Origin of the sequence: Photobacterium atrarenae (genome assembly GCF_024380015.1) — a bacterium.
Classification (GTDB): domain Bacteria; phylum Pseudomonadota; class Gammaproteobacteria; order Enterobacterales; family Vibrionaceae; genus Photobacterium; species Photobacterium atrarenae.
This window is the reverse complement of the sequence record NZ_CP101509.1, coordinates 1238333-1252128: the sequence shown is the minus strand read 5'-3', so window position 1 is coordinate 1252128 and position 13796 is coordinate 1238333. Positions and strand designations below refer to the sequence as shown.

The following is a 13796-nucleotide window of genomic DNA, read 5'->3' as shown; positions in this document are numbered from 1 at the left end:
ATTCCTCAACTTAAGCGCGATTCGGTAACGAAATTGCATCGTTGTACGCTTCTTCGGCAAACATCTCCGCCGTCCGCAAACCAGCCGCGGTCATAATGTCCAGGTTGCCGGAATACTTCGGCAGATAGTCGCCCAAGCCTTCCACTTCAAGGAACACAGAGACACGGTTGCCGTCAAACACCGGGCCATTGACCAGACGATAGCCCGGCACATATTTCTGTACTTCTTTCACCATCTGGTGAACGGACGCCGTAATCGCTTCCTGATTCGGCGCTTCCTTGGTCAGGCAGTGAACAGTGTCACGCATCATCAACGGCGGCTCAGCCGGGTTAATGATAATGATGGCCTTGCCGATCTCGGCACCGCCGACCTTCTCCACCGCATTGGCCGTAGTTCGGGTAAACTCATCAATGTTTTTACGGGTGCCGGGCCCGACAGAGCGGGAAGATACGGTCGCAATGATTTCACCATATTCCACCGCCTGAACCTGAGATACCGCAGCGACCATCGGGATCGTTGCCTGCCCGCCGCAGGTCACCATGTTGACGTTCATCTCCAGCTCTTTGGCATGCTGAACCAGATTTACCGGTGGAATACAGTACGGTCCGATTGCCGCGGGCGTTAAGTCGACCATAATCACGCCCAGTTCATTCAACTTACGGCTATTTTCCGCATGAACGTAGGCAGACGTTGCATCAAAGGCGATGCGAATATCATCGGCAATGACATGCGGAAGCAGGCCATCCACACCTTCAGCCGTGGTTTTGATCCCCATCTCCTGCGCACGTTTGAGCCCATCCGATTCCGGGTCAATCCCGACCATCCAGACCGGCTCAACCCATTCAGAGCGCAGCATCTTCATTAACAAGTCGGTCCCGATATTACCCGGTCCGATAATCGCTGCTTTCAGCTTTTTGCTCATTGTTCATCACCTTCTACACAAAACGGACCGATGCCGAGCCAATACCACCGATGCTGACACTCATGAAATCGCCTGCTTGCACAGGCTCCAGCGGCACCAGAGAACCGGACAAAATCACTTCACCGGCTTTGAGCGGGATCCCGAACGTCCCCAGCGTATTGGCAAGCCAAGCCACACAATTGACCGGACTCCCCAACGCCGCAGCGCCTGCCCCGGTTGAAATGACCGAGCCGTTTTTCTCGACCACCATGCCGCAGGTCATCAGGTCAACTTTGCGCGGGTCAACGGCCTTATCGCCCAGAATAAACAGGCCACAGGAGGCGTTATCAGCAATGGTGTCCTGAATTTTGATTTGCCAGTTTTCGATCCGCGAATCCACCACCTCAAAGCACGGGATCACGCAATCGGTGGCTGCCAGCACATCAGCATTCGTCACGCCGGGACCCATCAGATCTTTTTTCAGGATGAAGGCTATTTCACCTTCGGCTTTCGGCTGGATCAGCTGCTCGCTGATCGGCATTTCCTGACCTTGGCTATAGGCCATCTTGTCCGTTAAATAGCCGAAGTCAGGCTGGTACACATTCAACATGTTCTGAACGGCCTTGGAGGTCACACCGATTTTCTTGCCGATGACGGTTTCCCCTGCCGCGACACGGCGCTCCACCATCCGCAGGGAAATGTGATAGGCATCTTCAATCGTGATCCCGTCAAAACGCTCGGTCAGCGGGCGCAACGTGTGGCGTTGGGTTAACGCTTCATATAACTCGTCGCCACACTGAATAATTTGTTCCTGATTCATCATTGTTTCGCTCTTCCTTTAGTCACAGCACACCCGCGACAAACGCTTTATCGCCGGGCGTGCTGAAAAACGCTGAATTTCATCCCCATTCCGTAGCCACGCCATCAGGGCATCTACGGAATAAGTGAGTGCTCACAGCTTGATGCAGACATTTTTCAGTTCGGTATAAAATTCCAGCCCATGCACCCCGCCTTCACGCCCGATACCGGACTCTTTGGCTCCGCCGAAAGCGGTACGCAGGTCGCGCAGGAACCAGCTGTTAACCCAGGCAATGCCCACCTCCAATGACTCTGCAACCCGGCAGGCACGGGACGTATTCTCGGTCCACACCGTCGCCGACAGGCCATACTTGGTGTTATTCGCCAGTGCGATCACTTCTTCTTCGGTATCAAACGGACGGATATGGCAGCACGGGCCGAAAATCTCCTCAGTGACCACACGGGCATCGTCAGCCAGCCCGGTCCAGATAGTCGGCTCGACCCAGGCACCCTCGTTGAGTTCCGGTCCCATCTCCGGCACGCCGCCACCGATCACCACATTGGCCCCTTCTTCGACCGCCAGGCTGTAGTAAGAGAGCACTTTCTCTTTGTGCTCTTGACTGACCAAAGGCCCGAAATCGACTCCAGCATCTTCCGGACGCCCCAGCTTCAATTGTTCGACGCCTGCTTTCAGGCGCTGGACAAATTCATTGAAAATCGGGCGTTCGACATAGACCCGCTCGGTTCCCAGACAAACCTGACCACAGTTCACAAAAGCCGAACGCATGGTGCCTTCAATGGCTTTGTCTAGATCGCAATCGGCAAAGACGATGCCCGGGTTCTTGCCACCGCATTCAAGTGAGATATTGCGCAAACCCACCGAAGCGGCTCGCATAATCACCTCACCGGTGCGGGTTTCACCGGTAAAGGTGATGGCATCGATATCCGGATGGGTGGTCAGAAATGCCCCCGCAGAGTCCGGCCCGAAGCCATGGACCACGTTGTACACGCCTGCTGGTACACCACACTCGTTCATGACTTCACCCAGCAAAGTTGCCGTTGCCGGTGTTTCTTCCGATGGCTTGACCACCACGGTATTGCCGCAAGCGAGCGCCGGACCGACTTTCCAGGTCATCAGCAGCAGCGGGAGGTTCCAGGGACAAATGACGGCGATCACCCCTTTGGGTTGGCGATGGCCATAGTTCAGCGCCCCTTGGCCGTCCGGCGTATCGAGCTTGAACGCTTCGGTCGGATGGTTGGCCAGCGTTTCCGAGAAGGCTTTGAAATTGGCCGCGCCACGGGGAATATCGATATGCGAGGCAATCGAGCGGGGTTTGCCGGTATCTTTACACTCCGCATCCAGAAACTCGTCAAATCGCTCATTGATCCGGGCGGCAACCCGGTCTAACAATTTGATCCGCTCTGCCTGTGACATCTTGCCCCACGGCCCCTTCATCGCGGCCTTGGCCGCAGCCACAGCCGCAGCCACTTCCGGTTCACCGGCTTCGTGCACCAGACCGATCAGGCTGTTATCCACGGGATTGCGGTTTTCAAACTGTTTACCGCTCGCCGTGGTGACAAATTCACCGTTAATAAAGTTCTTAAACTCTTTCATTTCGTTCTCTCTGTTTAAGGGCATGAGCCGCCATACCCTGTTCAGCAGGCATGACTCTCCCTGTGCTGGCTCTGGCCAGCACTGAAAGTCAGTCAATCATTGAATCAGGTGAGTGCGGTCAGGAACCGTTCGTTCAGCTGACGATCGTGGTAGAAAATCGCCTTGCCCAGTTGCTCGGTCGTCCAGGTGACCGGCTCGTGATCCGGGTAGTGGTAATCACCGCCGCAGAACACTTCGGTGCGGTTCCCGGAAGGATCGAAGAAATAGATGGTTTTGCCGTGCGTCAGACCATGACGGGTCGGCCCGATATCCAGTGAAGTATTGGTCATGGAGATCAGATCCGCAGCGCGCAACACCTCTTCCCAGGTTTCGAGGAAGAAAGAAGCATGGTGGAATTTGCCCTTGTCCGGACATTCGATAAACGCCACATCATGAGCCTTCATGCTGGCGGTAATAAAAGCACCGGCTTTCTTGCCATCGGGATCCACCACTTGCTCTGCCAAATCAAATCCCAGAACCTCCTGAAACAGTGCACAGGTTCCTTCGATATTCGGGCCATACAGCAGGCAATGATCAAACCGCTTGGCTTTCATGCCTTTCAGATCCTGAGGCCAGGCTTCCGGATTCACCTGCGACACGCCCCATTTGCCGGTGTTTTCTTTCTCGGCATACAGCTCAAATAAATGCCCGGTCGGTGCTTCAAAGCGCACCCGGCGCCCACAGCCATTCAGCTCACCGGCCGGAATCTCTTCCACCTGGCAGCCGTATTCCACCAGCGCTTGTTGCAACTGATCCAGCACCGCGTTACTCATCACCTTAAAGCCCATGAAGTCCATGCCCGGTGCGTCAGCTTCGCGCAGCACCACGGAGAATTTATCGACTTCAGTCCAGCCCTTCAGGTACACCCGGCCCTGGCTGTCCGTTTCAACCTCAATCAGACCCAGCAGATCGCGGTAGTGATTCAATGCTTCATTCATGTCTAATACACGGAGCTGGACATGCCCCGGGCGAATAACACCTTTTTTCATCGTACTATCCTTGTTATTTGCTGATTTCACGTTATTGAATCGGTTTAAAATGATCCGACTCGATGACCATATCGCCGCGCGGCAACACCCGGCATGACAGGGCAAATCCTTGTTGCGCTTCAGCTTCCGTGACGTGCAAACGACTCATGCGCTTACTTTCAAATTCACCGGCAAGAATCCGGATTTTGCACATCCCGCATCCGCCGCTCCGACACCCGACGTGAATGCACCGGGCACCTTTCAACTCCATGCCCGCCAGAAGCGTGTCATCCGGGCGGCAGCTGTATTGCTGGTTTCGGTTCACCACCGAAATGCGGTATGTCGTCACGTCAGGGTCCGATACCTCTGTTGCCATGGGTGCCTCCCCGGTTAAATGCGTTTGAACAGCGCCGAACGTGTTTGCTCATTCGCACCATCGGCGGCCGTGACAAAGCGTTCCATATGGATATCGCGCTCGAACAACCGGCCCTGGATGAGGGCCGTTACTGCGGCATCAATCATGGGCGGCGGACCACACAAATAGGCCTTATAACCATTGAATTTATTGTCGAAATAGTCCTGCGCTGCTTCGTGCACAAAGCCTTGAAAGCCCTGCCAGCCATCGCTGTCTTCAGGCTCGTTCAAAGCCGGGATATAGAAGAAATTGGCATGTTGCTGTGCCAGCTCCTCAAACAATTCCCGGCGATAGAGTTCAGAGACATTGCGCGCACCCTGAAACAGGTAAATCTGGCGTGGATCGCCGGCCTCCAGCAGGTCCAGGATCATCGACTGCGGGCTGGACAGCCCCGAGCCACCAGCGATGAAAATGACATCTCTGGGATCCGATTTTCGGGTAAAGAACTGGCCATAAGGACCAGAGACCTTCAGGGTATCCCCGACAGCCAGTTGCTCATGGATGTAGGAGGTCGCCGCCCCACCGGGCACCAGACGGACATGCAGCTCCAGCGCACGATGCTCAGATGGCTTGCTCGCGATGGAGAACGCGCGGGTCCCTTCGACCCCGGGAATATGCAGGTTGACGTACTGACCGGCCTGAAAGGCAATGTCATCATCCAATTGCAGGACCAGCCCCTTAATGGTCGGCGACAGGTCGCGAATGTCAGTGACCACACCTTGATAATCCTGAACAGGATGGCCGAGGAAATCCGGGTCGACATCCACATCCGCTTCAATGGTGAGATCCGACTCCGGGATGGCGCAGCAGGCCAGAACCACGCCTTCGTCTCGCTCAATATCCATCAGCGCGAACGAAGACGCCTCTCCGACATCGACATCTCCTTCGGTGACCGTGATCTTGCACGTACCGCAGGTGCCGTGGCCGCAGGCAAAAGGCAACCAGACCCCCTGCCGTTGGGCAGCGTCCAGAATCGTCTGCCCCTCTTCAACTTCAATGACATCGCCCGTTGGCTCAACCGTCACTTCATATGTCATCCTGACCTCCTTAAACACCCGCGCCCTGATAGCCATTCAGACCCGGTGTGTGAAAGCGCAACACCGATTTATGGCCGATCCCCTGAGCAGCTAAGGCAACCTGCGGCTGGGGAATGAAATCGGCTTCATCCAGTTTCCATTGGACGCTTTCCCAGTCGATATCCTGAAACTCCGGATGCAGGCCAAATGCCTCCGGCATCACTTCAGTGAGCAGGGTCTGAAACGGCATCTCGGGCGACACCGGATACGCAAAGGGCGCACAAAACATCAGGTGGTGATCCCAACCGACGTAAACGACCTGATTGCCATGAAAGTTTTCAAACTTATCGAGTTTTTCGCCTTGATAGTCCGGCGTGATTGCTTTAACGGGCATGGTTATTCCTCACATCTGGGGGCAATGGCCGATGCCACCGCCCGCCTGTTTGTCATCCGTTTCAACTCAGGCTTTGCCTTTCCATTGATTCCAACGCTGCTCATCCGGTGAGCCTTTCATATCCAGATTGTCCGCACCCAGATTCATCTTGTAGAACTCACCCAGAACGCCCGTCAGGTCGGGACCACCGCAGTTGCCCTGGAAGATCTGATGGACCGGCAGCCAGGACTGCACATATTTCTCCGGCTCGTCATCGAAAATGTCTTTACAGCCATCGGAACAGAAGTGGTAACGCTCCCCTTCATACTGACTGCTGCGGTAAACCGTTTGGGTTGGGTTATCCATGTCGGTAAACAGCATCGGAACCTGACAAATGGTGCACAGTTGCGGCAACGCCTTGGTGTAGAAGCGCTCACCTTTGGCTTCCATCTCTTTCGCCAGCTCCCAGCGAGGACGGTAGTACTTATCAAAGGTTTCCGGGTATTTTTCAGATAACCAGTCCAGCTCTTCGTCGCTCGGGATCCAGGTGTGGAATCCGGTCGCCTGACCATGGGTGTAGAAGGTCCACCAGGTCTGGTGGGACAGGTGCTCTTTCTCTTTTTCGATCACATCGGCGTATTTCGGCATCCGGATCCCGTAGCGCGCCAGATCTTTAAACAGGGCGCCGCCCGCTTCCTCGAAATAGACTTCCCACGCCTCTTTCCACGACATCACCTTGTTCGGCAACATATAGTCCATCATCATCGACACGACGCTCAGTAAGCGCGCCCCGCGCCAGAACCACTTGTCGATCCATTTCTGGACGATCGGCACATTGTCTTCATGCTGTTCCAGCAGGAATTTGATGATTTCCAGACCCAGGGTCATATGGCGGGCTTCATCCGACTGGGCTGAAAAGCCGAAGGTCACGGTCGCCATATCGCCGTTGTGCGCTGCTCCCGACATGAAGGGAACGAACAGCAGATTGGTCAGGACATATTCAAACGAGAATCCGATGGCGATCATGAACTCAAAGGGCCCAGCCGCGCGGGCGTCATTGAAAAATGACTTCGGCACGGAGAGATACCACACCCGATCGTGCATGTGGCTGAAGTCCTGAAAACCGTCAAAGAACTTATTGAAGTGACTCATGGCATGGATCTGAGTCTGGACATGACGCAGCTCATCGATCGACTGCATCTGGCAGGCAATCCGCGCCCCTACGCCACCAAACTGACGGCCGGTGTGAGCAAATCCCTGATAGGCTTGATACTCAAGCGGCGTCACGGCCGAGAGAAACAGCTTAATCGCGTTCACATATCGCGGATCCGACACATTCAGATGGCCATTGTTCTGGGCAAAGGCGTCAAAGATGGCGTAGAGTTTCTTTTCTTTCTCCGCCTGATATTTCCAGTAGGCATCCATGGTTAAGCGGAACGGGTCTTCCCACTTGGACCAGTCGGTGATTTTGATCCCTTCGAACTCTTCGTAGGGAAACGCCGCTTGGCGATCCTGGTAAGAATATTCCCAGTCGAGATCACGGGTCAGCAGGCGGTACTTATCTTTAATATTGAGCTTTTTCGCAGCCATAATGAGATACCTTTTTACTCGTTCCAGTGTAAAGAGAGTTCATCGTCGTCTTCTTCAACGTTGCCACCCAGGGTGATCAGGTTGAGATGCAACTCCTGCACATCCCACGCACGGCCCATCTTCTCTTCAACCGATTCCCGGCGAACCACCAGCCGACCGTTGTTTTCAACGCGGATCATGGCCGGCATGTGTATCACGGTGACATCCGGGTTATCTTCTTCAATGGCTTCAACGATATAGCGAGATTCATCATTATCTTGCAGTGCGATATAAACCTTGGACATTCCTTTTCCCCTTACTTGAACAGCCCAGCTTTCGCGAGACGCTTATCCAGAACAGCCACGGCTTTGTCGATTGCCTCAGCATCATCCAGCATATCTTTCGCCACCGGCGCTAATGCAGCGATCGCCTTTGCTTTCCACATAGAGATCCAAGCTTCCAGCAAGGACAGATTCTCTGCGGATTCAGCAGCGGCAGTTTTGAGCACCGCATCGGCCCAGCGGCTATTGTCCGCATGCCAGGTGCGCATGAACTCCGTCAGCATGCCAATATCCTGCGCGCCATGGTCCACCAGCCACTGATCAAACTGATTGAACACCAGGTCGTACACCAGACAATCCATCACGATGTCCTGGGCCACGAACACTTCAAACCAGTCTTTTGTCACCGTGGTTTCTTCGCACAACGCCCGCATTCCTTGCCAGGCGGGATCGTCCATCCAGTAGGATTTCGCCTCTGTTAACGCCCCACTGCTGTTGTGATCCAAAAGCAGGGCAATGCGAGACAAATACTGGGCAATACCCAGCCGATCCATCCCGTTAAACAGCAAGGCTTGGGTCAGGACGGTACCGTAGCCGAGAGAAGTGCCATATAAGTTGTTCAGGTTCGCGGTATGTTCAAGATGGCGAACCGGCACCAGAAAACGAATCACTTTGGCTTTGATATCGTCGCTCAGTTGGTCCGCGAGATTGCGCTTTTCAAAAAATGCGTAATTGCTTTCTGCCGCATCCTGCATTTTGGATCGCTGCTGAACATAAGCGCCGTAGTAATACTGGCGGGGATCCCGAAACGCATACCAGTCTTCCATCACAATTGCGGTACGACGCGGGTCGTTTAATTCCATGTCCGGCTGCCAAAGCGGGCGATAATGGAAATACTTTTCCGATTGAATATCGTAACTGGCCTCCTGATAACGGGTCGCAGGCTTATCACCAAAGCGACGTTCCGTATGCGCGTAAGTATTTCGGACCGGATCGAGTGTTGCGGTTTTAATTTCAATACTCATCAAACAATTCCCAGCTGATTCATGATTGCTGTTCAGACACATGGTTATGATTTTTCGACATCAGCGTATTTTCACCGTAACGCCACTTATCCATTTCAGCGTCGACGGCGGCCATCTGTTCGTCGGTCATATGTGTCACTTTGTTTACCTGACAAAATTGCTCAAAGGCTGCTTTGGGCATGATCAGTTCAACGAACAGGCCTGGTTCACCAATCGCGAAGTCGAATTCAACAAATCGAGCATCGTCAGGACTTCGAACTCTCACATACTTGGTGAGTTGCTCGAACCCTGAGCGATGTTGTTCATCCGCCCTTGCCGTCAACGCTTCCATGTTGCCTCCCTGTTAGTTTTGCTGATTCAGGCTAATCCCCTAATGCACGGGTATCCCCCCTATTGCAACGGGTATGCCACATCAAAACCCACAAATACTAAAAAAGGGAGAAACAGATATAAGCAACTGTTTCTGAACAAAAATAAAATTCAATCATGCGCAAACCTGAGATGGAAAAACGAGCAGGATATGGGATCGCATGTAAATAAAAGGTTAATTAAGTTGATCGAATGATAAATATGGGTGACAGGGATAGATCATTTGATTAAGGTAATAATGCGTTTGAACATTAGCTGCGATTCGCACCTACTCACCTATTTTAATTAAAAGTGATTCATGGATTTCACTTGCGAAGCAATCATGTCACCCCGTTTGATTTCGGGATTCAAGGAAAGGCAATGTTATTATGGATATTCGTACTTCCCCGCAACTTCCAGAACCTCACGACCTGATCTCACAATTTAAGTTTTCCAGTGAAGACGGAAAAGTCTGGTTTAATGAACAGCGCATGTTACTCATCCATTCCGCTGCGCTGGGGTTACTCAGAAAAGAGTTAATCGAAACCTTAGGTGTAAAAAGGGCCACCGGATTCCTGATGCGTTTTGGCTATTACTCGGGATTAAGAGATGCCGATATGCTGCATAAAATTCGCCCTGACTTTACCACGGAAGATGCCTTCCTGGCCGGACCACAACTGCATACCATCAAAGGCATGGCCAAAGTCGTGCCAACGAACCTGAGCTTTGATCTGGAAACCGGTCATTTCCACGGCGAGTTTGACTGGTACGACTCTTATGAAGCAGAGGCGCATCTTCATGAATACGGCCAATCCGACATCCCGGTTTGCTGGACGCTGCTCGGCTATGCCAGTGGTTTTTCAAGCTACTACATGGGCCGAAAAATCATATACCAGGAGACACAATGTACCGGATGTGGCAGCGAACATTGCCATATTGTCGGAAAACCGGCAGAAGAATGGGAGAACCAGACCGAGCTCGAACAAGCCCTCCAACCCGACCCGATTATTGAAGAGCTCTTGGCGCTGCAACAACAAGTGACGAGCCTCAAAGAGATTTATCACAACCCTGAATATGACGACTTATTGCTCAACTCCGTTGGCAACTCCGAGGCGTTTAAATCAGTCTGCCATCTCATCGCCAAAGCCTCAAAAACTAAAGTCTCGGTCCTGCTACAGGGAGAAACCGGTGTCGGCAAAGAAGTGGTCGCCAGGGGGTTGCACCTGAGCAGCGATCGCAAAGATCAGCCTTTTGTTGCCGTTAACTGCGCCTGTATTCCGCCCGATCTGATTGAAGCGGAGCTGTTCGGGGTCGAAAAAGGCGCTTATACCGGTGCCACGCACTCGCGCGAAGGGAAATTCGAACGCGCCAATCAGGGGACAATCTTCCTCGATGAAGTGATTGAACTCTCGCCCCGTGCCCAGGCGAGTTTATTACGCGTTTTACAAGAAGGTGAACTAGAGCGGGTCGGCGACAATCAATTGCGCACCATTGATGTCCGTGTCGTGGCCGCAACCAATGAGGATTTAAAATCCGCCGTCGAAAAAGGGCGATTTCGGGCCGACCTCTATTACCGGCTGAATGTTTATCCGGTCCAAATCCCACCGCTGCGTGAGCGACGCGAAGATATTCCGCTGCTGATCGAGCACTTTCTGGAAAAATACCACGCCCTGTACCATAAACGGACCCTCGGGGTGACCGATAAAGCGCTGCAAGCCCTGATGCACTACAAGTGGCCGGGAAATATCCGCGAGCTGGAAAACATGATCGAACGGGGGATTATTTTGACGGAAAATAACCAGAGTATCGATTTAGAGAGTTTTTTCCCGTCACTGGCCGAGCCGACCCATCCACTGAATATCATCAACGCCAAAGGTCAGCTTGAGCCCAAAGAACCCGCCACAATTGACGACCACTGGATAGACAAGCAGTTAGACGATAACTTCAGTATTGATGTCTTAGAGCGTCAGCTCATTCAGCATGCGATGAACAAAGCCGATGGCAACGTCTCCCAGGCCGCCCGTCTGTTAGGACTCACCCGCCCGGCCCTGGCGTACCGGCTCAAAAAGATTGAGCTGGATTAACAAGCGTTCGTCGCTACAAGCACCGAAGAACCGCTGTGACGTCAGCGGTTTTGAACCCTAAATCGGATATTCATCAGTATCACCCCATCATACTCATGCTGGCGACAGCAGCCGCAACTTAAACCCTTCATGCGTGGCGACAAATCCCAGCTTCTCGTAGAACCGCAACGCATCCGGACGCTGCTTGTCCGAGGTGAGCTGAACCAACTGGCAACCTTTCTCCTGCGCCTGACCTATCGCATACTGAAACATCTGCTCACCGAGGCCCTGACCACGATAATCGGTGTGGATCCGAACGCCTTCGATCAAGCATCGCCAAGAGCCGATGTGAGTGAGATATGGAATGAACGTCAGCTGCAACATCCCCACTACCCTGTCTTGGATTTCTGCGACCATCAATTGGTTATTGGGATCGGCCTGAATGGCATCGAACGCCTGAAGGTAGTTGGCATTTAACGGCAAGGTGCCGTCTTCGCGTTGTGAACCGAGTGCATCATCCTGCAGCATCAAGACTAAAGTTTCGAGATCATCTTGCGTTGCGGGTCTGAAATGAACAGCCAAGTCATCCTCCTGAATCATGTTTTATCCATTAAGCAAACAAACGGCGCGATTTTGAAATAAGTCATCCGCTTCCAGGATCGACACGCTGCCCGGGTTTACCTTGAATGCAATATAGCCCATGCTTTCAATATCAATCTGTTGAAATGCCGCAATCACGAAGGTTGCCGCAAAACCATGCGTTACAATTAAGGCATCACCAGGCAGGTGCATGACCTCTTGCACAAACGCAGCGATCCGCGCCGCAACTTCCCGGCGAGACTCCGCGCCATCACAAATCCGGTGATCCAGTCGCTCCCCCGTCGCACTCACCGGCTGCATAAGCTCATCATGCGCGGCCTGATCCATCCCTTCGTGACGGCCAAACGACATCTCCCGCAATCGGGTGTCATACCGTACATCCAGTACCTGTCCCGCAGCCAACGCCTCCGTTGTCTGTACTGCACGCTTGAGATCGGATGAATAAACTTTCAGATTTTCAAGCTCAAAACCATGTGCTTTGATTTTCTCGCGGAGACTGGCGGCCTGAGCGCGCCCCTGCTCTGTCAATTCCGAATCAAACCAGCCGCCCACCTGACCATTCACAGAATGAGTCGCTTGCGTGTGCGTCACTAAACAAATTCGTTTCATCGCTTCCTTCTCCTGAGTTGGCAGGATGGTATGTCGTCATTGACGACTGCCAATCCGTCGGATCTCTTCATAACCTCGGGTAATGTAATGAAATCAGAGTGAAAATGCTTCGTATTTTTGAGCCCCTCCTTTCTAAGCCAAAGTTATATACCGAGGCTGGGACAGTCATCACTACCCAGCCCGGATTCATCACACCATTATCCCGAGCCTGAACCTTGCTCTGAGAAATAAATGAAATAATCAGTTGCATATTCTCATACAAACCGTAGGATGGAAATCCAGACGTCTAAACATCCTTTAGCGTCAACATGGAGGATCAGATGAAAAAGAATAAGAAAGTCAGTCAGTGGTTATTTGGTGCAGCCTTGGTGCTGGGATTAACCGGCTGCGGCCAAAAGGATGAAGCGGTGTTGAAAGTCGGCGCAACCGTCGGTCCCCACGCCCAGGTAGTAGAAGCCGTGGCCCGGGAAGCTGAAAAACAAGGGTTAAAAGTCGAAGTGATCGAATTTTCAGATTACATCACGCCCAATGCGGCGCTGGCGGACGGCAGCCTGGATCTCAATAGCTATCAGCATCTGCCATTTTTACAAACGTACAATGCCAACAATGGCAGCCACTTAATCTCACTGGGGGAGTCAATCCTGATGCGAATGGGGCTCTATTCGCAAACTTATCACAAGCTTGCTGAACTACCGGATCACGCGCGCATTGCCATCCCGAACGATCCGACGAACGGCGGACGCGGCCTGCTGCTATTGGCCGATGCCAATCTCATCACGCTCAAACCGGATGTCGGCCACAAAGCGACGCTGAGCGATATCGTTGAGAATCCGAAGCAGCTTGAGATCATTGAAATTGAAGCGGCCCAATTGCCGAGAAGCCTGGAAGACGTAGATGCCGCAGCCATCACCATGAACTACATGATGTCATCGGGCCTGGATCCGAAAGAGCTCGGCCTCTACCTGGAGTCGAAAGATGCCGCACTCGCCGTGATGGTGGTCGCCGCGCGCGAGGAAGACAAGGACAATGCCGATTATCAGAAGTTCGTGAAGCTGTACCAGTCGCAGCCGGTCCGTGACTTTATCCAGCAGACCTTCAACGGCACCATCGAGCCTGCTTTTCAATAACAAAACCGGCGCGTCAATTACCGTGACCCCGGCCACCAGCCGTGCTTGA

15 protein-coding genes are annotated in these 13796 nt (G+C 52.9%); 2 read left to right on the top strand and 13 right to left on the bottom strand.

Features of this window, described 5'->3' with window-relative positions; genetic code table 11:
* Window positions 1-10: 10 nt before the first annotated feature.
* From NNL38_RS21670 to NNL38_RS21620, 11 genes are all read right to left on the bottom strand, one after another.
* Window positions 11-922, bottom strand: a complete 912-nt coding sequence (locus tag NNL38_RS21670) for an acetaldehyde dehydrogenase (acetylating) (protein WP_255390935.1) — start codon at window positions 920-922, stop codon at window positions 11-13.
* A 13-nt stretch (window positions 923-935) separates the two neighbouring features.
* Window positions 936-1721 (bottom strand): 2-oxopent-4-enoate hydratase, encoded by a 786-nt coding sequence (dmpE, locus tag NNL38_RS21665; protein WP_255392308.1) that lies wholly within the window; start codon window positions 1719-1721, stop codon window positions 936-938.
* A 132-nt stretch (window positions 1722-1853) separates the two neighbouring features.
* Entirely contained in the window at window positions 1854-3314 is a 1461-nt protein-coding gene (locus NNL38_RS21660; RefSeq protein ID WP_255390934.1) for a 2-hydroxymuconic semialdehyde dehydrogenase, read from the bottom strand.
* A 104-nt stretch (window positions 3315-3418) separates the two neighbouring features.
* Window positions 3419-4342, bottom strand: a complete 924-nt coding sequence (locus NNL38_RS21655) for a catechol 2,3-dioxygenase (RefSeq protein WP_255390933.1) — start codon at window positions 4340-4342, stop codon at window positions 3419-3421.
* A gap of 31 nt (window positions 4343-4373) precedes the next feature.
* Window positions 4374-4697 (bottom strand): 2Fe-2S iron-sulfur cluster-binding protein, encoded by a 324-nt coding sequence (locus tag NNL38_RS21650; RefSeq protein ID WP_255390932.1) that lies wholly within the window; start codon window positions 4695-4697, stop codon window positions 4374-4376.
* 14 nt (window positions 4698-4711) lie between these two features.
* The gene (locus NNL38_RS21645) at window positions 4712-5773 is read right to left on the bottom strand and encodes an NADH:ubiquinone reductase (Na(+)-transporting) subunit F (RefSeq protein ID WP_255390931.1); all 1062 of its coding nucleotides are present in this window, start codon (window positions 5771-5773) and stop codon (window positions 4712-4714) included.
* 10 nt (window positions 5774-5783) lie between these two features.
* A complete protein-coding gene (locus tag NNL38_RS21640) occupies window positions 5784-6146 on the bottom strand; it encodes a phenol hydroxylase subunit P4 (protein ID WP_255390930.1) in 363 nt (120 codons plus the stop codon).
* 66 nt (window positions 6147-6212) lie between these two features.
* Window positions 6213-7715, bottom strand: coding sequence for an aromatic/alkene/methane monooxygenase hydroxylase/oxygenase subunit alpha (locus tag NNL38_RS21635; RefSeq protein ID WP_255390929.1), 1503 nt, complete (start codon window positions 7713-7715; stop codon window positions 6213-6215).
* Window positions 7716-7729: 14 nt separating this feature from the next.
* On the bottom strand, window positions 7730-7999 hold the full coding sequence (locus tag NNL38_RS21630; protein WP_255390928.1) for an MmoB/DmpM family protein: 270 nt from the start codon (window positions 7997-7999) through the stop codon (window positions 7730-7732).
* Window positions 8000-8010: 11 nt separating this feature from the next.
* Window positions 8011-9000, bottom strand: coding sequence for an aromatic/alkene monooxygenase hydroxylase subunit beta (locus tag NNL38_RS21625; RefSeq protein ID WP_255390927.1), 990 nt, complete (start codon window positions 8998-9000; stop codon window positions 8011-8013).
* Between the two features lie 19 nt (window positions 9001-9019).
* Entirely contained in the window at window positions 9020-9331 is a 312-nt protein-coding gene (locus NNL38_RS21620; RefSeq protein WP_255390926.1) for a phenol hydroxylase subunit, read from the bottom strand.
* Window positions 9332-9737: 406 nt separating this feature from the next.
* Here NNL38_RS21620 and NNL38_RS21615 point away from each other — a divergent pair, with 406 nt between their 5' ends.
* Window positions 9738-11432, top strand: coding sequence for a sigma-54-dependent Fis family transcriptional regulator (locus NNL38_RS21615; protein ID WP_255390925.1), 1695 nt, complete (start codon window positions 9738-9740; stop codon window positions 11430-11432).
* 93 nt (window positions 11433-11525) lie between these two features.
* Here NNL38_RS21615 and NNL38_RS21610 read toward each other — a convergent pair whose 3' ends face one another.
* A complete protein-coding gene (locus NNL38_RS21610; protein ID WP_439651400.1) occupies window positions 11526-12011 on the bottom strand; it encodes a GNAT family N-acetyltransferase in 486 nt (161 codons plus the stop codon).
* Window positions 12012-12014: 3 nt separating this feature from the next.
* Complete coding sequence (locus NNL38_RS21605) at window positions 12015-12620, bottom strand: histidine phosphatase family protein (RefSeq protein WP_255390924.1); 606 nt, start codon at window positions 12618-12620, stop codon at window positions 12015-12017.
* Window positions 12621-12940: 320 nt separating this feature from the next.
* Between NNL38_RS21605 and NNL38_RS21600 the strand changes: the two genes are divergently transcribed.
* Window positions 12941-13747 (top strand): MetQ/NlpA family ABC transporter substrate-binding protein, encoded by an 807-nt coding sequence (locus NNL38_RS21600; RefSeq protein WP_255390923.1) that lies wholly within the window; start codon window positions 12941-12943, stop codon window positions 13745-13747.
* The last annotated feature ends 49 nt before the right edge of the window (window positions 13748-13796 follow it).

Coding starts and splice junctions, on each gene's coding strand:
- NNL38_RS21655 (WP_255390933.1), bottom strand. CDS start 4,342: ATGAAAAAAGGTGTTATTCGCCCGGGGCATGTCCAGCTCCGTGTATTA.
- dmpE (WP_255392308.1), bottom strand. CDS start 1,721: ATGAATCAGGAACAAATTATTCAGTGTGGCGACGAGTTATATGAAGCG.
- NNL38_RS21600 (WP_255390923.1), top strand. CDS start 12,941: ATGAAAAAGAATAAGAAAGTCAGTCAGTGGTTATTTGGTGCAGCCTTG.
- NNL38_RS21660 (WP_255390934.1), bottom strand. CDS start 3,314: ATGAAAGAGTTTAAGAACTTTATTAACGGTGAATTTGTCACCACGGCG.
- NNL38_RS21645 (WP_255390931.1), bottom strand. CDS start 5,773: ATGACATATGAAGTGACGGTTGAGCCAACGGGCGATGTCATTGAAGTT.
- NNL38_RS21610 (WP_439651400.1), bottom strand. CDS start 12,011: ATGATTCAGGAGGATGACTTGGCTGTTCATTTCAGACCCGCAACGCAA.
- NNL38_RS21625 (WP_255390927.1), bottom strand. CDS start 9,000: ATGAGTATTGAAATTAAAACCGCAACACTCGATCCGGTCCGAAATACT.
- NNL38_RS21615 (WP_255390925.1), top strand. CDS start 9,738: ATGGATATTCGTACTTCCCCGCAACTTCCAGAACCTCACGACCTGATC.
- NNL38_RS21670 (WP_255390935.1), bottom strand. CDS start 922: ATGAGCAAAAAGCTGAAAGCAGCGATTATCGGACCGGGTAATATCGGG.
- NNL38_RS21640 (WP_255390930.1), bottom strand. CDS start 6,146: ATGCCCGTTAAAGCAATCACGCCGGACTATCAAGGCGAAAAACTCGAT.
- NNL38_RS21630 (WP_255390928.1), bottom strand. CDS start 7,999: ATGTCCAAGGTTTATATCGCACTGCAAGATAATGATGAATCTCGCTAT.
- NNL38_RS21650 (WP_255390932.1), bottom strand. CDS start 4,697: ATGGCAACAGAGGTATCGGACCCTGACGTGACGACATACCGCATTTCG.
- NNL38_RS21635 (WP_255390929.1), bottom strand. CDS start 7,715: ATGGCTGCGAAAAAGCTCAATATTAAAGATAAGTACCGCCTGCTGACC.
- NNL38_RS21620 (WP_255390926.1), bottom strand. CDS start 9,331: ATGGAAGCGTTGACGGCAAGGGCGGATGAACAACATCGCTCAGGGTTC.
- NNL38_RS21605 (WP_255390924.1), bottom strand. CDS start 12,620: ATGAAACGAATTTGTTTAGTGACGCACACGCAAGCGACTCATTCTGTG.